Here is a 20501-nt window from a genome sequence, read left to right as displayed (position 1 = left end):
CCGCCACCCGGCACAACAGGCTACCCGCGCTGACGCACCGCTTCAAACAGGCAAATACCTGTTGCCACAGACACGTTCAGAGACGATACGCTCCCCGCCATCGGGATGCTGATCAGTTCATCACAGTGTTCGCGCGTCAGGCGACGCATCCCTTCACCTTCTGCACCCATCACCAGTGCCAGACGACCGGTCATTTTGCTCTGATACAGAGTATGGTCGGCTTCACCCGCGGTACCCACGATCCAGATGTTCTCTTCCTGAAGCAGACGCATGGTGCGTGCCAGGTTGGTAACACGGATCAGCGGAACGTTCTCTGCCGCGCCGCAGGCCACTTTCTTGGCCGTGGCGTTCAGCTGTGCTGAGCGATCTTTTGGCACGATAACCGCGTGCACACCGGCAGCATCAGCACTACGCAGACACGCGCCCAGGTTGTGCGGATCGGTAACGCCGTCCAGGATCAGGAAGAAAGGGTTATCCAGTTCGGCAATCAGATCCGGCAGATCGTTTTCCTGGTACTGACGGCCCGGCTTCACGCGCGCAATAATACCCTGGTGAACCGCGCCTTCGCTTTTCTCATCCAGGAACTGACGGTTCGCCAGCTGGATCACCACGCCCTGAGCTTCAAGCGCGTGGATAAGCGGCATCAGACGTTTATCTTCACGCCCTTTCAGAATAAAAACTTCCTGAAAACGCTCCGGCGCGCGCTCCAGCAGGGCTTGCACCGCGTGGATGCCGTAAATCATTTCACTCATTGATGGTTCTCATTATGACGATACTTTTCCCTCTCCCCGTGGGGAGAGGGTCAGGGTGAGGGGCGGAATTACTCCGCCTGCTTTTTCTTCGCCGCGCGCTTCGCTTTGGCGGCGGCGGCAATTTTCTGGGTCTTAGCGGAAGGTTTTTTCGCTGAACGAGCTTCTTTCTTCGCTGCCTTCGGCTTCTGTTTCTTCTCGCCACGGAAGGCGCTGTCCGGCTCAAAGTTTACCTTTTTACCGGCCTGACGGCGCTTGCCGTTCGGGTTACCGTTTCCGCCTTTTTTTGCTTTCTCACGCGCGGTTTTGCCAACATTACGTGGGCCACGCTCGCTGGAAATCAGGCTGAAGTCGATTTTACGCTCGTCCATGTTAACGGCTTCGACTTTCACTTCCACGCGATCGCCCAGGCGATAAGTCTGGCCACCAGACTCGCCAATCAGACGCTGGCCGACCTGGTCAAAGCGGTAGTAGTCGTTATCCAGACTGGACACATGCACCAGACCATCGATAAACAGATCGTCGAGACGAACAAAGAAACCAAAGCCTGTCACGCTGGCAATCACGCCCTTGAAGACATTACCGACCTGATCCAGCATAAAGTCGCACTTCAGCCAGTCTGAAACTTCACGCGTGGCTTCATCAGCGCGGCGTTCGGTCATGGAGCAGTGCTGACCCAGTTGCAACATCTCTTCCATCGAGTAGTGATAACCACCCGTTTCCGTGGTGTTGCCCTTATGTCCTTGCTCTTGCGCCAGCAGATACTTAATCGCACGGTGCAAGGAGAGATCCGGGTAACGACGGATAGGCGACGTGAAGTGCGCATAAGACTGCAACGCCAGACCAAAGTGACCCCGGTTTTCTGGATCGTAAATTGCCTGCTTCATGGAACGCAGCAGCATGGTTTGCAGCATTTCATGGTCCGGGCGATCGCCGATGGACTCCAGCAGTTCAGCGTAATCACGCGGCTCCGGTTTGTTGCCGCCCGGCAGTTCAAGACCTAACTCGGCCAGAACAGTACGGAATGCGGTAATCGCTTCGGTGCTTGGTTTATCGTGGATACGGAACAGTGCCGGCTCTTTGGCTTTTTCAACGAAACGCGCCGCAGAGATGTTCGCCAGAATCATGCACTCTTCAATCAGCTTGTGTGCATCGTTACGCTGCGTCTGCTCAATACGCTCGATACGGCGTTCAGCGTTGAAGATAAACTTCGCCTCTTCGCTTTCGAACGAGATCCCGCCGCGCTCTTCACGCGCCTGATCCAATGTTTTATACAGGTTGTGCAGCTCTTCGATATGTTTAACCAGCGGCGCGTATTGTTCACGCAGATCCTGATCGCCCTGAAGCATATGCCAGACCTTGGTATAGGTCAGACGCGCATGAGAGCTCATCACCGCTTCGTAGAACTTATAACCCGTTAAGCGGCCTTTGGTGGAGATGGTCATCTCACACACCATACACAGACGATCAACCTGCGGGTTCAGGGAGCACAGACCGTTAGACAGCACTTCCGGCAGCATCGGAACAACCTGAGACGGGAAGTAAACTGATGTACCACGGCTGCGGGCTTCATTATCCAGCGGGGTATGCGGGCGAACGTAATAGCTTACGTCGGCGATAGCCACCCACAAGCGCCAGCCGCCACCGCGTTTTTTCTCGCAGTACACGGCATCATCGAAGTCACGCGCATCTTCGCCATCAATCGTGACCAGCGGCAGGGAGCGCAGGTCCACTCGGCCTGCTTTTGACTCTTCCGGCACAACTTCTTTCAGGCCGACAATCTGCTCTTCAACGGCTTTTGGCCAAACGTACGGGATTTCATGAGTGCGCAGCGCCATATCGACCGCCATGCCCGTACCCATGTTATCGCCAAGTACTTCAACAATTTTACCGACCGCTTTGGTGCGACGAGTCGGGCGCTGGGTCAGTTCGACCACCACCACAAAGCCCATCCGCGCGCCCATTACCTCTTCCGGTGGGATCAGGATATCGAAACTGAGGCGGCTATCATCCGGCACCACAAAACCCACGCCCGCATCGGTAAAATAGCGGCCAACAATCTGGCTGGTCTTCGGCACAAGAATGCGCACAACGCGCGCTTCGCGACGGCCTTTACGGTCGGCACCCAGCGGCTGAGCAAGGATTTGATCGCCATGAATACACATTTTCATCTGTTCGGATGACAGGTACAGGTCATCTTTACGTCCTTCCACGCGCAGGAAGCCGTAGCCATCACGGTGACCAATGACGATCCCTTTCAGTAGATCAAGGCGTTCCGGCAGGGCGTAGCACTGGCGGCGGGTAAAGACCAACTGCCCATCGCGCTCCATGGCGCGCAGGCGGCGGCGAAGGGCTTCAATTTGCTCTTCACCTTCAATGTTTAATTCAGCGGCAAGTTCTTCACGATTGGCGGGTTTTTCGCGTTTTGTTAAGTGTTCAATGATGAACTCGCGGCTTGGGATTGGATTCGCGTATTTTTCGGCTTCGCGTTCCTGGAAAGGATCATGTGACATATCGGTTCCTCCGTTGTCAGCTCCGGTGGACATTTTCTTCATTCCACCAGCAATAATTTATAAAGCGGTTGATTCTCTTCAACCAAATCGGCCAGCGTGTAGTCATCCAGTTCCTTGAGAAAACTTTGCACGGCCTTAGAAAGTGCCTGTTTCAGACGGCAAGCGGGCGTAATGTGGCAGAACTCGCTGCTGCAATTCACCAGAGACAATGGCTCCAGTTCACGTACCACATCCCCAACCCGGATACTCTGCGCCGGTTTCCCAAGGCGGATCCCGCCATTCTTCCCGCGGACGGCAGCAACATATCCGGCACGACTAAGTTGATTGATTATTTTGACCATATGATTACGGGACACACCGTAGACCTCTGTCACTTCAGAGATACTGGTCATTTTCCCATCGGGTAACGACGCCATGTAAATCAGCGCGCGTAAGCCGTAATCGGTGAAACTTGTTAACTGCACATCAACCTCAGGAAAAAGGGAAAACGCGGTCAAACCGCAGAGATATTCATTAATGATGATAAACCAGCCAGATAGTTGGCGGCTAATTTATTTGACAGACGGGGCGAAAAAGCGGGGATCTAAGAGCGTTAGCCGGATGGCGCTACGCTTTATCTGACCTACGGGTTTCCCCGCAGGCCAGCAGCAACAAAGATTATGCGTCGAACGGGTCGCGCAGAATCATCGTTTCAGTACGATCCGGGCCGGTAGAAATAATATCAATCGGCACTTCGGTCAGTTCTTCAATACGCTTGATGTAATCCAGCGCTGCCTGTGGCAGGCCACTACGCTCTTTCACACCGAAGGTGGTTTCAGACCAGCCCGGCATGGTTTCGTAGATTGGCTCGATTCCTTCCCAGTCGTCAGCTGCCAGCGGAGTGGTAGTCACTTCGCGGCCATCTGGCATCCGGTAGCCCACACAGATTTTCACTTCTTTCAGGCCGTCCAGAACGTCCAGCTTAGTCAGGCAGAAGCCAGACAGGGAGTTGATCTGTACTGCGCGGCGCACTGCAACCGCATCCAGCCAGCCGGTACGACGACGACGACCAGTAGTGGCGCCAAACTCGTTACCCTGCTTGCACAGGAACTCGCCGATATCATCAAACAGCTCAGTCGGGAATGGACCTGCACCCACGCGAGTGGAGTAAGCTTTGATGATGCCCAGAACGTAATCCACATAACGTGGACCCAGGCCAGAACCCGTCGCCACGCCACCCGCAGTGGTGTTAGAGGAGGTTACGTACGGATAGGTACCGTGGTCGATATCCAGCAGCGTACCCTGCGCACCTTCGAACATGACGAAATCGCCACGCTTGCGCGCCTGGTCCAGCAGATCGGACACATCAACAACCATACCGGTCAGGATGTCAGCAATCGCCATGACGTCATCCAGCACTTTCTGGTAGTCAACAGCGTCAGTTTTGTAGAAGTTCACCAGCTGGAAGTTGTGATATTCCATCACTTCTTTCAGTTTGTCAGCGAAGGTTGCTTTGTCGAAGAGGTCGCCTACGCGCAGACCGCGACGTGCAACTTTGTCTTCGTAAGCCGGCCCGATACCACGGCCAGTAGTGCCGATAGCTTTCGCGCCACGCGCTTTTTCACGCGCTACGTCCAGCGCCACATGATAATCCAGGATCAGCGGGCACGCTTCAGAGAGCAGCAGACGCTCACGAACAGGGATACCACGGTCTTCCAGACCTTTCATCTCTTTCATCAGCGCAGCTGGAGACAGCACAACGCCGTTACCGATGATGCTGGTGACGTTTTCGCGAAGAATACCTGATGGAATAAGATGGAGGACGGTTTTTTCACCGTTGATTACGAGAGTATGGCCTGCGTTGTGACCGCCCTGGTAGCGTACAACATATTTAGCCCGTTCAGTCAGAAGATCAACAATCTTCCCTTTACCTTCGTCACCCCATTGGGTGCCCAGTACGACGACGTTGTTACCCATTTTTTCAAAATCACCGTTTGCTTAAAAATGGATTCTACCATCGCTTTTTCAGATATACAGCACTTTTTGACCCCCAACCATGCCAAATCCGACCACTTTTTGATCAGCCAATCGTTTTCCTCAACATGTAGTAGATAACGATGCCAGCAACCACAAGACCACCGCCAAATCGGCGCAAAATATTATCCGGAAGCTGGCTCATTGTGGCGATCATACGACGCCAGGCACGCGGATAAAGCATTGGACCCAATCCTTCCAGGACTAAAACAAGCGCCAGCGCCAGCCAGATCGTTGAATTCATTTTGGTTCCTTATAAAAGAAAACCACCGCTCCATTAAGAGCGGTGGTTTGAAAACTCAAACGAGCCTGAGTTTATCGCGTCGCGTTAGCTGGCGTCTTCATATAACGGAAGAAATCGCTGTCCGGGCTGAGCACCATCACATCCTGGTTACTCTGGAAGCTATTCTCGTAAGCACGCAAGCTACGGATAAAGGCATAGAAGTCTGGATCCTGGCTGAATGCATCAGCGAACAGTTTCGCCGCTTCGGCATCACCTTCACCACGCAAGATACGACCCTGACGTTCAGACTCAGCAAGCGTCTTGGTCACTTCGTAGTCCGCGGCTGCACGCAGCTTCTCAGCCTCTTCCTGACCCTGTGAACGGTGACGACGGGCTACCGCTTCACGCTCGGCGCGCATACGGTTGTAGATCGCATCGGACACTTCCGCAGGCAGGTTGATCTGCTTGATTCGCACGTCAACCACTTCGATACCCAGTGCAGCCATACTGTTCGGGTTGATCACCGGTACTTTGCCATTGGTTTCAGCCTGAACGCGCTCAGCTGCTTTGGCAATCGCGTCATCCGCGGCCGGGGTAGAGACTTCGTCTTCTGTACCCGCAGAACCGGAGTTCAGCGCATCGCGTACTTCCAGCGTCAGACGACCACGGGAATCGGTCACGATGTCTTTCACATCCAGACGGCCAATTTCAGAACGCAGACGGTCAGAGAACTTACGTTTCAGCAGCACTTCTGCCTGAGAAACGTCACCACCGCCCGTTGCCAGGTAGTAGCGGCTGAAATCACTGATACGCCATTTGATGTACGAATCAACGATCAGGTCTTTCTTCTCTTTGGTCACGAAACGATCGGCCTGGTTATCCATAGTCTGGATACGGGCGTCGAGCGTTTTCACCGATTCAATCATTGGAATTTTAAAATGCAGGCCTGGTGCGTAAACCAGAGGTTTGTTCTCGCTATCACGCAGAACTTTACCAAAACGCAGGGTGATCCCACGTTCGCCCTCTTTCACAACGAAAATAGAGGTATAAAGCACGACCAGTACGATGATGATGATCGCAATAACTGACTTACGCATCCTTATTCCCCCTGACGCTGGTAGTCGTTACGCTGCGCGTTAGCACGGCGTTGGTCCATGATGTCACCATCGTTCGAAGAAGGCGTTGTGGTCGCACTGGAGCTGCCTGATGAGGCTGGCGGCAGACGCAGCAGGTTGTTAGCACCGCTGTTGTCTGACGACTTCGCCGCAGGTGCAGAACCGCCTTTCAGCATCTGATCCAACGGCAGCACCATCAGGTTTCCACCTTTGCTGTCGTTAACCAGCACTTTACGCGTATGGCTCAGCACTTTTTCCATGGTCTCGATATACAGACGTTCACGGGTAATTTCCGGAGCCGCTTTATATTCAGGCAGGATCTTCGCGAAACGAGCCACTTCACCCTGAGCTTCCAGGATGGTCTGAGTCTTGTACGCACGCGCTTCTTCAAGAATACGCTGCGCCTGACCGTTAGCACGCGGCTGAACTTCGTTGGTGTAGGCTTCCGCTTCACGGATGTACTGCTGTTCGTTTTCACGTGCAGCAATTGCATCGTCAAACGCCGCTTTCACCTCTTCCGGCGGACGAGCAGCCTGGAAGTTAACGTCCAGCAGGGTGATACCCATGTTGTACGGGCGAATGGTTTCTTCCAGCTCACGCTGGGTATCGCTACGAATAACGGTACGACCTTCGGTCAGGATGCGATCCATGGTGTATTTACCGATAACACCACGCAGCGCGCTGTCAGTGGCCTGACGCAGGCTGTCATCAGCACTGGTCACGCTAAACAGATAACGTTCAGGATCGGTCACGCGGTACTGCACGTTCATCTCAACGCGCACTACGTTTTCGTCAGACGTCAGCATCACGCCAGATGCAGCCAGTTCACGCACGGACTCCACGTTTACCGCGGTCACGTCGTCAATGAACGTTGGCTTCCAGTTCAGGCCCGGTTCAACCAGATGGCTGAACTTACCGAAACGGGTGACTACGCCGCGTTCTGCTTCTTTAATGGTGTAGAATCCGCTGGCAGCCCAGATGATCACCACAGCAGCGGCAGCAATGCCCACTATGCGGCCACCCATTTGCGGGCGCGGCCCCTGTGGAGCATTTCCACCCGAGCCAGAACCTTTACCTCCGCCAAGGCCACCAAGCTTCTTGCTTAGTTTGCGGAAGATATCATCCAGATCCGGCGGCCCCTGCTCGCGACCACCTTTGTTGCCATTTCCCCCAGAGTTGCCGCCTTGATTATTGCTGCTTCCCCACGGGTCGCGGTCTTGTCCGTTATTACCGGGCTGATTCCACGCCATGTATATGCTCCATATTTGTTATGCAAGGGCGAATTATTCAGGCATCCCCTTTCTGGTCAGACGATATAGTCGACCAGCGCAGGTTCTTGTTTACAGAGGCGACGCCAGTCAACGATCGGCATACGCACCTGCATCCCCACGCTGCCGTCATCCTCCATCCACTCTTTTTCTATCGCCTGAAGCTGATAAAACCGGCTGCGCAGCCTGCCTTCCTGTGGCGGCAATCGCAGCGTGTGCTGTGCTACCTCACCGGAAAGACGTTCTGTCAAAGCCTGGAAAAGCAGTGGCACACCAATACCGGTCTGAGCGGAAAGCCAGACCCGAATCGGTTTGTTCTCTTCATCTCGATCAATACGCGGTTCAAAATCGTCCAGCATATCGATCTTGTTCATCACCAACAGCGTTGGGATTTCGTGGGCGTCAATCTCTTCCAGCACCACGTTAACTGCATCAATATTTTCCTGCACACGAACGTCTGCTGCGTCAATGACGTGCAACAGCAGAGTCGCCTGTCGCGTTTCCTGCAATGTGGCCTTAAATGCCGCCACCAGGTCATGCGGCAGATGGCGGATAAACCCAACGGTATCCGCCAGAACTGTTTCACCTACGTCTGCCACGTCAATACGGCGCAGCGTAGGGTCCAGGGTCGCAAACAGTTGGTCTGCGGCATAAACCTGGGCCTCAGTAATCTGGTTAAACAGGGTGGATTTACCGGCGTTGGTATACCCCACCAGCGACACCGTCGGGATGTCGGCTTTTGTTCGCGCCCGACGCCCCTGCTCACGCTGCTTCTCAACTCTTTCCAGCCGCGAGAGGATCTGGGTAATACGGCCACGCAACAGACGGCGGTCGGTTTCGAGCTGGGTTTCCCCCGGACCGCGCAAACCAATCCCGCCTTTTTGTCTTTCAAGGTGGGTCCAGCCACGCACAAGTCGCGTCGCCAGATGGCGCAGCTGCGCCAGCTCAACCTGCAACTTACCTTCGTGGGTACGCGCACGCTGAGCAAAAATATCTAAAATCAAACCCGTGCGATCGATAACACGGCATTCGCAAAGGGCTTCCAGGTTGCGTTCCTGGGCTGGAGACAGCGCATGATCAAACAACACGACTGAGGCGCCGGTTGCTTTTACGGCATCCGCAATTTCAACTGCTTTACCTTCACCAACAAAATACTTTGGGTGCGGCGCTTTACGGCTACCGGTAATCACCTGCATTGCTTCGACACCGGCGGAAGAGACCAGAGATTCAAACTCCTGGAGGTCTTCCATATCTTTGTCTTGCGAAAAATAGATGTGTACCAGCACCGCCTGCTCACCGGCATCATAACGGTCAAACAAGCGTATAACCCTCTAAAAAGATCAGCGGGGAACGCAGGATCGCTGGCTCCCCGTGTGGATAACAGCAGAAACCTTACTCGGTCTCTTCGCTGTCCTGCGCAGGCGTTGAAGAACCCTGCGCGTTGCTGCCATGATGGTAGTTACTGCCTGTGCCGCCGCCAGCGTTATTGCTGTGATGGGAGACCGGACGGGACGGAACAACAGTAGAGATAGCGTGCTTGTAGACCATCTGACTGACCGTGTTTTTCAACAGGATCACGAACTGATCGAAAGACTCAATCTGACCTTGCAGCTTAATACCATTCACCAAATAAATAGAAACTGGAACACGTTCCCGACGCAATGCGTTCAGGAACGGATCTTGTAAAGATTGCCCCTTAGCCATTCTATCTTTTCCTTATATGCTTGTTTTGTACTTAGAACCTTGCGATTCTGAAAAATTGCGCACGATACGTCTCAATTGTACACATTCAGTGAGCGATATCACCAACAACCTCAATCACCTTGTTTAGCGCTTGTTGTGGTTTTTCACTGTCTAACCAGTGAACACCCTCCCAACCGCGTAACCAGGTTATCTGGCGCTTCGCTAACTGTCTCGTGGCGCAAACACCTCTATAAACCATTTCATCGTATGAAATCTCACCTTCAAGATACGACCACATCTGGCGGTATCCCACACAACGAATGGAAGGCATGTCCGTATGCAAATCTCCACGGGCAAAGAGCGCCCGCACTTCTGCTTCAAAATCTGAAGCTAACATCTGATGAAAACGCTGCTCAATTCGCTGATGGAGCAGTTCACGGCTCGCCGGGGCGATGGCGAACTGATGCACCTGATACGGCAGAGCTTCTCCTGACGTTTGCGTCAGTTCCGTTAAAGTTTTACCCGAAATGAAAAAAACTTCCAGTGCCCGGGAAAGCCTTTGCGGATCATTTGGATGAATCCGTGCTGCGGCAACCGGGTCAATCTCCTCCAGTTGCTTATGCAAAACGTCCCATCCTTGCTCTGCCGCCTGCTGCTCAATCTTCGCTCTTACGTCAGGATCCGCTGATGGCAAAGGAGATAACCCTTCCAGCAGCGCCTTAAAGTAGAGCATAGTCCCGCCAACCAGCAGCGGGATTCGTCCCGCAGCGGTTATCTCGGCCATCTGCTCCAGCGCATCCCGGCGAAAATCTGCTGCGGAATACGCTTGCGACGGGTCGAGAATATCCAGTAACCGGTGCGGTGCCGCGCGCAGTTCATCTGCGTTCGGCTTTGCCGTGCCGATATCCATCCCTCGATAGATGAGGGCAGAATCAACGCTAATCAACTCTACGGGCAAAACTTTACGTAACTCAATAGCTAATGCCGTTTTGCCGGAGGCCGTTGGCCCCATCAAAAATAGTGCCTTAGGCAGGCTCGCCTTGCTTACATCAATCATGTTTCAGGGCGGTCATCGCCGTTTTTAAATCAACAGGTTGCAATAAACCACCCGGCGGCGTTTTCACTAGCTGCGGACAAAGGCGCTCAACCTCTGCCAGCACGGTAATCGCCTGCGCCATACTCCACGGATTGTGTTCACTCGCCAGATGGCGGGCTATCCACTGCGCGGTATTGGCGGCAACAAACGTTGTTTGCTGCGCCAGGTAGCCTATCAGTTCAGGAATCAAGTTTTGTAAATTTTGTTGGCGTAAGGGTAAAGGCACTGCACGAATTGTCACATGCTGTGCTTCTAACACAAATTCAATGCCCATCTCTGCAAGTTGCTCTGTCGCACGCTGTAATACCGCCAGCTCTTGTGGGGATATCTTTAAACGCACCGGGATCAACAGTGGTTGAGCGCACGCTGCGTTCGCCCCAGGCGTCAGTTGCGCTTGCTTAAGCCAACGCTCAGCAACCGGCAGCGCCAGTAGCGCCAGCTTGCCCTCACGCTCAAGCAACGCCATATCCGGGGTGATAATCGTCAGTACCCGGCCAAAGCTCTGGCTATGCCCTTCCAGTGAAGGCGCCGGTACCTCAATGTGCTCTTTACGTTCCACGGCTGGGGTGTCGAGCAATTTACGGTACAACGCCCCCTGCTGCTTTTGGTAGCCGGGCTGGGCGTTTGGATAGTTAGCGCCGGTCGGGCGCGAAGTGTTCCCCGCTGACGAGAAACGCGGCGCCGCTGGTTCACGCGCAACCGCAGGTTCTGCAAAATGGTTGCGCCCCGCGGCCACACGGTTTTCCGGCAGAGAGCGCGGTACAGGTTCTTCATTTTGCAGCGGTAGCGCGGGTTCGGCCTGTTGCTGCAATACGCTCAGCACGCCCTGGTAGATAAAATCATGTACCAGACGCGACTGGTGGAAACGCACTTCATGCTTGGCAGGATGCACGTTCACGTCGACCTGATGCGGGTCAATCTCCAGATACAGCACAAACGCGGGCTGCTGATCGGCCCCGAGTTTGTCTTCACACGCCTGGCGAATGGCGTGGTTAATCAGGCGGTCGCGCATCATACGGCCATTCACATAGCAATACTGAATCTCCGCGAATGCCGCGCTGGATGTCTTAGGATCAGCCACCCAACCGTGCAGGGCCAGATCGCCATGCTGCCATTCGATCGCCAGCGCCTGCTCCAGAAAAGGCGTCCCGCAAATGGCACCCAGGCGGCGCTCTTTCTGTCCCCCTTCCGCCACGGCACGGTACTGGCGCATCACCTTGCCGTTATGGCTGAGGTTAATGGTGACGTCAAATCGTGCCAGCGCGATACGACGGATAATTTCGTCAATATGGCCAAATTCGGTCTTTTCGGTGCGCATGAATTTGCGGCGGGCAGGCGTGTTGTAGAACAGATCCAACACTTCCAGTGTGGTCCCGACAGGATGAGCAGCAGGCTTGACCGTCACATCCATGTCGCGCCCTTCGGCGTAGGCTTGCCAGGCTTCTTGCTGTTCGGCCGTGCGGGAGGTGAGTGTCAGACGGGAAACGGAGCTGATACTGGCCAGCGCCTCGCCGCGAAAGCCGAGGCTAATGATGGCTTCCAGATCGTCAAGCGAGGCAATTTTACTGGTGGCATGACGCGCCAGCGCCAGCGCCAGCTCGTCTTTTTTGATGCCACAGCCGTTGTCACGAATGCGGATAAGCTTTGCACCGCCGCGCTCGATATCAATATCAATGCGGGTTGCCCCCGCATCAAGGCTGTTTTCCACCAGCTCTTTCACTACCGACGCAGGTCGTTCCACCACCTCACCGGCGGCGATTTGGTTCGCAAGCTGCGGCGGTAGAACCTGAATCGGCATGAATGCTCCTTAATTTGTAGCGGTCATCTCACCTGGCAAAGCCGCACTGGCCGTCTGCCCTGCACCACCCTGTGGTGCGGACTGCAACGGATGCGCATCAAAGTACTTACGCAGACCATTATAAATCGCATCCGCGATCTGCTGCTGATAGCTATCGCTCCCCAGCAAGCGCTCTTCACCGTTATTGCTGATGAAACCCGTCTCGACGAGGATGGATGGAATATCTGGCGAACGTAACACGCCCAGGCTTGCATGTTCCGGGCGACGTTTATGCAACACACCCACACTTTGCAACTGGCTCAATACGTTAGTCGCCACATCATACCCGACGCGCTGCGAATGGCCGAATTGTAAATCCAGGACCGCCTGGCTGAGGTACGGATCAGACTGGCTGTTTGCCAGCACATCTCCCGCGCCGCCTAACAGTTCGGACTGCTTCTCATGTTGTTCCAGCCAGCCTGCCATTTCGCTGTTAGCACGACGGTTGGAAAGCACCCAGACAGACGCCCCGGTAGCATCACGATTTGGCGCGGCGTCCGCATGAATCGACACCAGGAAGTTCGCATTCTGCTTACGCGCCACATCCGAACGCCCCATCACGGAGATAAAGTAATCGCCGTCACGGGTCAGCACGCCTTTAAACATCGGGTCATCATTGAGCAACGCACGTAACTTACGGGCAATCGCGATAGTGACATTTTTTTCCTGCGTGCCGCCAGGCCCGATGGCGCCAGGGTCTTGCCCGCCATGCCCGGCGTCGATAGCGATAATCACTTTATCGCCGCTCACCGCGCGCGCGCGGGCCGCAGGGCGTGTCACCGTATTGCTGCTGGTCACGCTAGTGATACGGTCATTGTCAGTTTTAAACGGATTACGCGCCGGCGTGGACGTCCGCGGCGTATATACCGGTTCTTCCACACGTTTTACGACCACTGGCGGTGGTGGTGGCGGTGGTGGCGCGTCAGCATTGATGGTAAAGACCACCGTATAGGTCGCGCCATTTTGCTGCTTCACCGCCTGCGTTTTGCCCTTTTCGGTCAAATCGACCACCAGCCGTAACGACTGATCGTCTTTTGGCGTGCCAGAACGAATACGTTTTACCAGGTTATTTCCGCTAAATTGCAGCGGCAACCCTTGGACCACACCCGTTTGCTTGATATCCAGCGCCACGCTGTGACTATCGATTTGGGAAAACGCATACTCAGGATCGCCCATAAAGCTGAACGTAATCCGAGCCTGGCTTTCACCATTCGATACCTGAATATCCGAGAGACTGGCCGCCCCGGCGTGTGCGCACAGCAGCACCGTTGCAGCCAACAACCAACCTTTAACGCGATTAATCATCCCGTTATCCCTAAGCTCAACCGGCTAAACGAGCCAGTAAGGAATTACCTGATGAGGAAACAGCACTGATGCGTGCCTCACGCCCTTGTGCCTGGTAATCTAAGTGAATTTCGACATCCGGGTCAGGTAACACACCCGCACCTTGTTGCGGCCACTCCACCAGGCAGATGGCATCGTTGGCAAAGTAATCGCGGATCCCCATAAACTCCAGCTCCTCAGGGTCCGCAAGACGGTATAAGTCGAAGTGATACACCATCAGGTTTTCAAGCGTATAAGGCTCGACCAGCGTATACGTTGGGCTTTTCACATTTCCGTTATGGCCTAACGCCTGTAAAAAGCCACGGCTGAAGGTTGTTTTACCCGCGCCTAAATCACCATACAGATAAATGACGGTTGCACCCTGACAGGCCTGCGCCACACGCTTGCCGAGATCTAAAGTTGCCTGTTCGTCAGGTAAAGGAATCGCTCGATTAGTCATTTTCTACGTCAATCACATCCGGGTTAACAACACGCCTTAGCGTGCAAAAAAGATCGGTGGCCAGCATTCCGCGTGTACCATATTGCGCCGCAAGCTTGTCTGCGGCTGCACCGTGTGCCACGCAGCCCGCACAGGCTGCATCATATAGGGGAAGTTTCTGTCCGAGCAACGCACCTATGATGCCAGAGAGCACATCGCCCATACCGCCGCTCGCCATTCCCGCGTTACCGGCATCGATAATGCCCCGCGCATTGTCACAGGCGACAACGGTTCCCGCCCCTTTTAAAACGGCAACACCCCCGTAACGTTTTACCAGACGCTGTGCAGAAAGTAAGCGATCGTTTTCAATTTCTGCAACGCTGCAATTGAGTAATCGCGCGGCTTCACCGGGGTGTGGTGTCAGGATGCGATTGTGACGCTTATCAGGATTGATTGCCAGAAGGTTCAGCGCGTCGGCATCCCACAGCATCGGTTTACGAAAATTCTCGGTTTTTTGTAGCGCCTGCTTACCCCACGCCTGCTGTCCAAGCCCAGGGCCAATGACCACGACATCCGCCCATTCCAGGGTCTCTTCCAGCGTCTGAGGCGTAAGCTCATGCACCATCAGTTCCGGGCGTGCGGTTATAATGGGGGCGATATTTTCGATGCGAGTAAGTACTCGCACTAATCCCGCACCACTGCGCACTGCGGCCTCACCTGCCATGCGAATGGCACCTGCGGTTCCATAATCCCCGCCAATAATCACCAGCCTGCCATGATCGCCCTTATGGGATGTCGGGCGTCGCGGTGGCAACCACTGCGCAAGCTTTGAGGCATCAAAGCGGGCGATAGGTGTTTCCTGCCCGGCAAGCCAATTATCCAGCCCCAGCGCGTTATGGTGCAGTACACCCACCACATCACGCGCTTTGCCGGTCAGCAAACCGGGTTTGAGGGCGATAAACGTCACCGTGTGGCAAGCCTTGATAACCGCGCCGGGTGTGGCCCCGGTTTGCGCGATTAACCCGGATGGAATGTCCAGCGCAACCACTGGTGCAGAGTGGGCATTAGCTTGCTCTATCAATGCCGCGGCACCTTCGCGCGGCGCACTGCGCAACCCGGTGCCCAGCAGACCATCAATTATCACATCGATATCATCCGGCCAGACGATATCAGACGCATGAATAACACCACCCGCGTTTAGCCAGGCTTCACGCGCCGCGCTGGCTTCTTCCGGCAGCGGTTTATTGCTCTCCAGCGCCAGTAATGTCACACGAATGCCCGCTGCCACGGCCAGCCGGGCAACCACATAGCCATCCCCGCCGTTATTGCCGTGTCCGCATAAAATGAGCCAGTGTGTCGACTGAGGATAAAGGGTGCGGGAAACGGTAAATGCCGCCTCGCCTGCGCGTTGCATAAGTTCATAAAGGGTAAGGCCGAGACTGTCTGCCGCCTCTTTTTCAGCGCGGCGCAGGGCATCCGCATCCCAGATGGAATGTGGTATACTTGCGGGGTTTTTCTTCACCGTATGGTCCGTCATGTCACAGCCCCTCGATCTCAATCAGTTAGCGCAAAAAATTAAACAGTGGGGCGCTGAGCTTGGCTTCCAGAAGGTCGGTATTACGGATACAGACCTTTCCGCCAGCGAGCCTAAACTTCAGGCCTGGCTGGACAAACAATACCACGGCGAGATGGAGTGGATGGCGCGTCATGGCATGATGCGTGCGCGTCCACACGAGCTTTTGCCGGGCACGTTACGTGTCATTAGCGTGCGTATGAACTATCTGCCGGCCAACGCGGCGTTTGCCCGCACGCTAAAAAATCCCTCATTGGGTTACGTCAGCCGTTACGCCCTGGGGCGTGATTACCATAAGCTTCTGCGTAACCGCTTAAAAAAACTCGGGGAAACTATTCAGCAACACTGTGTTTCGCTGAATTTTAGACCCTTTGTCGATTCTGCGCCTATTCTTGAGCGTCCAATTGCCGAAAAAGCCGGGCTTGGCTGGACAGGTAAGCACTCACTTATCCTTAGCCGTGATGCCGGGTCATTCTTCTTTCTGGGCGAGCTACTCATCGATTTGCCGCTGCCGGTAGACGGGCCGGTGGAAGAAGGTTGCGGGCGGTGTGTGGCCTGTATGACCATCTGCCCGACGGGTGCTATCGTTGAGCCCTACACCGTTGACGCTCGCCGCTGCATATCTTATCTCACTATCGAGCTGGAAGGCGCCATCCCGGAAGAGTTCCGTCCGCTCATTGGCAACCGGATTTACGGTTGCGACGACTGCCAGCTAATTTGCCCGTGGAACCGCTATTCACAGCTTACCGATGAAGAAGACTTTAGCCCGCGCAAGGCACTGCACGCTCCGCCGCTTATTGAACTGTTCGCCTGGACCGAGGCCTGGTTCCTGAAAGTCACTGAAGGTTCAGCTATCCGCCGTATCGGGCATTTACGCTGGCTCCGAAATGTGGCTGTTGCCCTGGGCAATGCTCCCTGGGATGAAGCCAACATTCAGGCACTGGAAAGTCGTAGAGGTGAGCACCCACTTCTCGACGAGCACATAGAGTGGGCGATTGCGCAGCAAATCGAGAAGCGAAATGCCTGCGTGGTCGAAGTGCAGTTACCGCAAAAACAGCGTCTGGTGAGGGTGATTGAAAAAGGGCTTACACGGGACGCCTGAACTATTCACAGCCTGTGTATAAAAATAAGAACTCAGGCGCCATCGGGCTTTGCAAACAGGTCAAGTGATCTCTTTAACATTTTGAAATCAAATTTTCTTAATAAAATTCAACACATTAAAGCGATACTATTCACCCTGCGAAGTTTTTACCCCAGTGAGGTAAACGACAGGTTCTGTGGATAACTCTGTTTATAGTAGTATTTCAGATGCAATAGAAAACGTCCCCAACGAACTATTCCGCTGTGGATTTTTTAGAGAAGAAGAAGAATTTGGAGCGGGAAACGAGACTCGAACTCGCGACCCCGACCTTGGCAAGGTCGTGCTCTACCAACTGAGCTATTCCCGCTTGGGTGTTCTGGTGCTGTGCGTATCTTGCGATACTTTCAAATTTTGGAGCGGGAAACGAGACTCGAACTCGCGACCCCGACCTTGGCAAGGTCGTGCTCTACCAACTGAGCTATTCCCGCTTGGGTGTTCTGGTGCTGGCGTATCTTGCGATACTTTCAAATTTTGGAGCGGGAAACGAGACTCGAACTCGCGACCCCGACCTTGGCAAGGTCGTGCTCTACCAACTGAGCTATTCCCGCAAATCTGTACTGCTTTTGTTGCTGTCGTAACGTGTAATTCTCTGTCGTTACGGGAGGCGCATTATACGAGAAATCCTTTTAGCTGCAACCCCCCTGAACGCGATTTTTTCGAAATCTTGTTCAAATGATTAATTAATCAGCAAGCTGCACAATTTAGCGACAAAAACCCGGCAGCGCAAGGGTGCCGGGCCTCAAAAATCACAGCTTAATGAAATTCTCGCGGTAGTAAGCCAGTTCCGCTACAGACTCACGGATATCGTCCATCGCCTGATGGGTGCCCTGTTTTTTAAAGCCGTCCAGAATTTCAGGTTTCCAGCGACGCGCCAGCTCTTTCAGGGTGCTGACATCCAGATAACGGTAGTGGAAGTAAGCTTCCAGTTCCGGCATGTACTTAAACAGGAAACGGCGATCCTGGCCAATGCTGTTACCGCAGATAGGTGATTTCCCTTCCGGAACCCACTGTTTCAGAAACTCAATGGTCGCAAGCTCCGCCTCACGATCGCCCTGCGTACTGGCTTTCACACGCTCCACCAGCCCGCTGCCGGTGTGGGTACGCACGTTCCAGTCATCCATCAGCGCAAGTTGTTCATCAGACTGGTGAACGGCAATGGTTGGCCCTTCGGCCAGAATATTGAGGTTTGCATCGGTGACCAGCGTGGCAATCTCAATAATGCGATCGCGCTCGGGATCCAGCCCTGTCATTTCAAGATCAATCCAAATCAGGTTGTTTTCATCTGCGCTCATGTTATTTTCCACCCTTCTCGCATAACCGGCAGTAGCAGGTTAACTAGTATTAATTAGAGTGTATCATAGAGGTTTTGCCCATCACGGGCGACCAGGAGCCAGTGCGATTGAGTAAAAATAAACTCTCCAAAGGGCAGCAGCGCCGCGTCAACGCCAATCACCAGCGCCGTCTTAAAACCACTTCGGAGAAGCCGGATTACGACGACAACCTGTTTGGCGAAGCGACAGAAGGTGTCGTGATTAGCCGTTTTGGTATGCATGCCGATGTCGAATCCGCCGGCGGGGATATCCACCGTTGTAATATCCGTCGCACCATCCGTTCACTGGTTACCGGTGACCGCGTGGTCTGGCGTCCAGGCAAAGAAGCCGCGGAAGGCGTGACGGTGAAAGGTATCGTTGAAGCCGTGCATGAACGCACGTCGGTACTGACCCGCCCTGATTTCTATGATGGCGTAAAACCGATTGCTGCCAACATTGACCAGATCGTCATCGTTTCGGCGATTTTGCCGGAGCTTTCGCTCAATATCATCGACCGCTACCTCGTTGCTTGCGAAACGCTTCAGGTTGAACCGATCATCGTGTTGAACAAAATCGATCTGCTGGATGACGACGGCATGGCCTTTGTTAACGAGCAGATGGATATCTACCGCAAGATTGGTTATCGCGTGCTGATGGTCTCCAGCCACACCAAAGATGGGCTGAAACCGTTAGAAGAAGCGCTGACCGATCGGATCAGCATCTTTGCAGGTCAATCCGGCGTGGGTAAATCCAGCCTGCTGAATAACCTGCTTGGCCTCCAGCAAGAGATCCTGACTAACGATGTGTCCAATGTCTCGGGTCTGGGCCAGCACACCACCACCGCCTCGCGGCTGTATCACTTCCCCCATGGCGGCGACGTGATCGACTCCCCGGGCGTGCGTGAATTCGGCCTCTGGCACCTCGAGCCGGAACAAATCTTCAACGGTTTTGTCGAATTCCATGATTATTTAGGCGCTTGCAAATATCGCGACTGCAAACACGATAACGATCCGGGTTGCGCTATCCGCGAAGCGGTAGAGAACGGTGAAATTGCGGAAACCCGCTTTGAAAACTATCACCGCATTCTTGAGAGCATGGAAGACGTAAAAACGCGTAAAAACTTTTCTGATTCTGATAACTGACAACTAAGCTAAGCATCGCTAAAATCGTCCCCTTTTTTCAGGTTCCGGCAGCGTAATGCCGGATCAGGAACGACAAAACAATGGCCTGGAGGCTACCTTGTTAAACTCATTTAAACTTTCGCTTCAATACATTCTGCCAAAACTGTGGCTCACTCGCCTGGCGGGCTGGGGCGCGAGCAAACGAGCTGGCTGGCTGACCAAACTGGTCATCGACCTGTTCGTGAAATACTACAAGGTCGATATGAAAGAGGCGCAGAAGCCGGACACAGCCAGCTACCGCACTTTCAACGAGTTCTTCGTCCGTCCCCTGCGCGAAGACGTTCGCCCGGTAAACACCGATCCTAACGTGCTGGTCATGCCTGCTGACGGCGTCATCAGCCAGCTCGGTAAAATCGAAGACGACAAAATTTTGCAGGCGAAAGGCCACAACTACAGCCTGGAAGCGCTGCTGGCGGGTAATTACCTGATGGCTGACCTGTTCCGCAATGGGTCATTCGCTACCACCTATCTTTCGCCGCGCGACTATCACCGCGTGCATATGCCATGCAACGGCATCCTGCGTGAAATGATCTATGTGCCAGGTGACCTGTTCTCTGTGAACCACCTGACCGCGCAGAACGTCCCGAACCTGTTCGCCCGTAACGAACGCGTCATCTGCCTGTTTGATACTGAATTTGGCCCAATGGCGCAGATTCTGGTGGGTGCTACCATTGTAGGCAGCATTGAAACCGTATGGGCGGGCACCATCACCCCGCCACGTGAAGGTGTTATCAAGCGCTGGACATGGCCTGCGGGCGAAGCAGAAGGCTCCGTGGCACTGCTGAAAGGCCAGGAAATGGGCCGCTTCAAGCTGGGCTCTACGGTTATCAACCTGTTTGCACCGGGTAAAGTTAACCTTGCAGAGCAGCTGGAAAGCCTGTCAGTAACGAAACTGGGTCAGCCGCTGGCCGTTTCTACTGAAACCTTCGCCACGCCGGACGCAGAGCCTGCTCCGCTGGCAGAAGAAGAGGTAACAGCAGAGCACGACGCCAGCCCACTGGTTGACGACAAAAAAGACGAAGGCTAACAACAGAAGG

Annotated in this window: 18 protein-coding genes and 3 tRNA genes; 3 read left to right on the top strand and 18 right to left on the bottom strand. The window is 54.2% G+C overall.

What is annotated here, in order from left to right; translation table 11 throughout:
• Positions 1–20: 20 nt before the first annotated feature.
• The 14 genes from rlmB to nnr form a co-directional block, all read right to left on the bottom strand.
• Positions 21–752 carry a 23S rRNA (guanosine(2251)-2'-O)-methyltransferase RlmB gene (rlmB, locus tag HV107_RS12515; RefSeq protein WP_023334255.1) on the bottom strand — a complete coding sequence of 244 codons (732 nt, stop codon included), beginning with the start codon at positions 750–752 and terminating at the stop codon, positions 21–23.
• A gap of 68 nt (positions 753–820) precedes the next feature.
• Positions 821–3262 (bottom strand): ribonuclease R, encoded by a 2442-nt coding sequence (gene rnr, locus HV107_RS12510; RefSeq protein WP_182063379.1) that lies wholly within the window; start codon positions 3260–3262, stop codon positions 821–823.
• 38 nt (positions 3263–3300) lie between these two features.
• On the bottom strand, positions 3301–3726 hold the full coding sequence (gene nsrR / locus HV107_RS12505) for a nitric oxide-sensing transcriptional repressor NsrR (protein ID WP_182063378.1): 426 nt from the start codon (positions 3724–3726) through the stop codon (positions 3301–3303).
• A 193-nt stretch (positions 3727–3919) separates the two neighbouring features.
• Positions 3920–5218, bottom strand: coding sequence for an adenylosuccinate synthase (locus HV107_RS12500; RefSeq protein ID WP_182063377.1), 1299 nt, complete (start codon positions 5216–5218; stop codon positions 3920–3922).
• Between the two features lie 103 nt (positions 5219–5321).
• Positions 5322–5519 carry a DUF2065 domain-containing protein gene (locus HV107_RS12495; RefSeq protein WP_003855996.1) on the bottom strand — a complete coding sequence of 66 codons (198 nt, stop codon included), beginning with the start codon at positions 5517–5519 and terminating at the stop codon, positions 5322–5324.
• Between the two features lie 71 nt (positions 5520–5590).
• On the bottom strand, positions 5591–6595 hold the full coding sequence (hflC, locus tag HV107_RS12490; protein ID WP_182063376.1) for a protease modulator HflC: 1005 nt from the start codon (positions 6593–6595) through the stop codon (positions 5591–5593).
• A gap of 2 nt (positions 6596–6597) precedes the next feature.
• Complete coding sequence (hflK, locus tag HV107_RS12485) at positions 6598–7863, bottom strand: FtsH protease activity modulator HflK (protein WP_014068617.1); 1266 nt, start codon at positions 7861–7863, stop codon at positions 6598–6600.
• Between the two features lie 56 nt (positions 7864–7919).
• On the bottom strand, positions 7920–9200 hold the full coding sequence (gene hflX / locus HV107_RS12480; RefSeq protein WP_023310136.1) for a ribosome rescue GTPase HflX: 1281 nt from the start codon (positions 9198–9200) through the stop codon (positions 7920–7922).
• A gap of 73 nt (positions 9201–9273) precedes the next feature.
• Positions 9274–9585: an RNA chaperone Hfq gene (hfq, locus tag HV107_RS12475; RefSeq protein WP_003855990.1), complete on the bottom strand. Its 312-nt coding sequence runs from the start codon at positions 9583–9585 to the stop codon at positions 9274–9276.
• 85 nt (positions 9586–9670) lie between these two features.
• Entirely contained in the window at positions 9671–10621 is a 951-nt protein-coding gene (gene miaA / locus HV107_RS12470) for a tRNA (adenosine(37)-N6)-dimethylallyltransferase MiaA (protein ID WP_182063375.1), read from the bottom strand.
• The gene (gene mutL, locus HV107_RS12465) at positions 10614–12458 is read right to left on the bottom strand and encodes a DNA mismatch repair endonuclease MutL (protein WP_182063374.1); all 1845 of its coding nucleotides are present in this window, start codon (positions 12456–12458) and stop codon (positions 10614–10616) included. The genes miaA and mutL overlap by 8 nt, the downstream gene beginning before the upstream one ends.
• A gap of 9 nt (positions 12459–12467) precedes the next feature.
• Entirely contained in the window at positions 12468–13802 is a 1335-nt protein-coding gene (gene amiB, locus HV107_RS12460) for an N-acetylmuramoyl-L-alanine amidase AmiB (RefSeq protein WP_182063373.1), read from the bottom strand.
• 16 nt (positions 13803–13818) lie between these two features.
• Positions 13819–14280, bottom strand: coding sequence for a tRNA (adenosine(37)-N6)-threonylcarbamoyltransferase complex ATPase subunit type 1 TsaE (tsaE, locus tag HV107_RS12455; protein ID WP_014068611.1), 462 nt, complete (start codon positions 14278–14280; stop codon positions 13819–13821).
• Positions 14273–15796 (bottom strand): bifunctional ADP-dependent NAD(P)H-hydrate dehydratase/NAD(P)H-hydrate epimerase, encoded by a 1524-nt coding sequence (gene nnr / locus HV107_RS12450; protein ID WP_182063372.1) that lies wholly within the window; start codon positions 15794–15796, stop codon positions 14273–14275. Before nnr ends, tsaE begins: the two co-directional genes overlap by 8 nt.
• On the opposite strand from nnr, the gene queG reads away from it, so the two are divergent.
• Complete coding sequence (gene queG, locus HV107_RS12445) at positions 15795–16934, top strand: tRNA epoxyqueuosine(34) reductase QueG (protein WP_182063371.1); 1140 nt, start codon at positions 15795–15797, stop codon at positions 16932–16934. The genes nnr and queG overlap by 2 nt on opposite strands.
• Before the next feature lie 270 nt (positions 16935–17204).
• Here queG and HV107_RS12440 read toward each other — a convergent pair.
• From HV107_RS12440 to orn, 4 genes are all read right to left on the bottom strand, one after another.
• Positions 17205–17280: transfer RNA gene (locus HV107_RS12440), tRNA-Gly, on the bottom strand.
• Between the two features lie 45 nt (positions 17281–17325).
• A tRNA-Gly gene (locus HV107_RS12435) sits at positions 17326–17401 on the bottom strand.
• A 44-nt stretch (positions 17402–17445) separates the two neighbouring features.
• A tRNA-Gly gene (locus HV107_RS12430) sits at positions 17446–17521 on the bottom strand.
• 198 nt (positions 17522–17719) lie between these two features.
• A complete protein-coding gene (gene orn, locus HV107_RS12425) occupies positions 17720–18265 on the bottom strand; it encodes an oligoribonuclease (RefSeq protein ID WP_182063370.1) in 546 nt (181 codons plus the stop codon).
• A 107-nt stretch (positions 18266–18372) separates the two neighbouring features.
• On the opposite strand from orn, the gene rsgA reads away from it, so the two are divergent.
• A complete protein-coding gene (rsgA, locus tag HV107_RS12420) occupies positions 18373–19425 on the top strand; it encodes a small ribosomal subunit biogenesis GTPase RsgA (RefSeq protein ID WP_182063369.1) in 1053 nt (350 codons plus the stop codon).
• Between the two features lie 97 nt (positions 19426–19522).
• Positions 19523–20491, top strand: a complete 969-nt coding sequence (gene asd, locus HV107_RS12415) for an archaetidylserine decarboxylase (RefSeq protein ID WP_182063368.1) — start codon at positions 19523–19525, stop codon at positions 20489–20491.
• Positions 20492–20501 lie beyond the last annotated feature (10 nt).

The sequence above is a fragment of the Enterobacter sp. RHBSTW-00175 genome (assembly GCF_013927005.1).
Lineage (GTDB): Bacteria > Pseudomonadota > Gammaproteobacteria > Enterobacterales > Enterobacteriaceae > Enterobacter.
This window is presented reverse-complemented; position numbering and strand designations above follow the sequence as displayed.

What these genes read in the sequence shown, in the direction of transcription:
- hflC (WP_182063376.1), bottom strand. Translation starts at nt 6,595, where the DNA reads ATGCGTAAGTCAGTTATTGCGATCATCATCATCGTACTGGTCGTGCTT.
- hfq (WP_003855990.1), bottom strand. Translation starts at nt 9,585, where the DNA reads ATGGCTAAGGGGCAATCTTTACAAGATCCGTTCCTGAACGCATTGCGT.
- amiB (WP_182063373.1), bottom strand. Translation starts at nt 13,802, where the DNA reads ATGATTAATCGCGTTAAAGGTTGGTTGTTGGCTGCAACGGTGCTGCTG.
- orn (WP_182063370.1), bottom strand. Translation starts at nt 18,265, where the DNA reads ATGAGCGCAGATGAAAACAACCTGATTTGGATTGATCTTGAAATGACA.
- miaA (WP_182063375.1), bottom strand. Translation starts at nt 10,621, where the DNA reads ATGATTGATGTAAGCAAGGCGAGCCTGCCTAAGGCACTATTTTTGATG.
- queG (WP_182063371.1), top strand. Translation starts at nt 15,795, where the DNA reads ATGTCACAGCCCCTCGATCTCAATCAGTTAGCGCAAAAAATTAAACAG.
- tsaE (WP_014068611.1), bottom strand. Translation starts at nt 14,280, where the DNA reads ATGACTAATCGAGCGATTCCTTTACCTGACGAACAGGCAACTTTAGAT.
- HV107_RS12500 (WP_182063377.1), bottom strand. Translation starts at nt 5,218, where the DNA reads ATGGGTAACAACGTCGTCGTACTGGGCACCCAATGGGGTGACGAAGGT.
- mutL (WP_182063374.1), bottom strand. Translation starts at nt 12,458, where the DNA reads ATGCCGATTCAGGTTCTACCGCCGCAGCTTGCGAACCAAATCGCCGCC.
- HV107_RS12495 (WP_003855996.1), bottom strand. Translation starts at nt 5,519, where the DNA reads ATGAATTCAACGATCTGGCTGGCGCTGGCGCTTGTTTTAGTCCTGGAA.
- rlmB (WP_023334255.1), bottom strand. Translation starts at nt 752, where the DNA reads ATGAGTGAAATGATTTACGGCATCCACGCGGTGCAAGCCCTGCTGGAG.
- nnr (WP_182063372.1), bottom strand. Translation starts at nt 15,796, where the DNA reads ATGACGGACCATACGGTGAAGAAAAACCCCGCAAGTATACCACATTCC.
- hflK (WP_014068617.1), bottom strand. Translation starts at nt 7,863, where the DNA reads ATGGCGTGGAATCAGCCCGGTAATAACGGACAAGACCGCGACCCGTGG.
- rnr (WP_182063379.1), bottom strand. Translation starts at nt 3,262, where the DNA reads ATGTCACATGATCCTTTCCAGGAACGCGAAGCCGAAAAATACGCGAAT.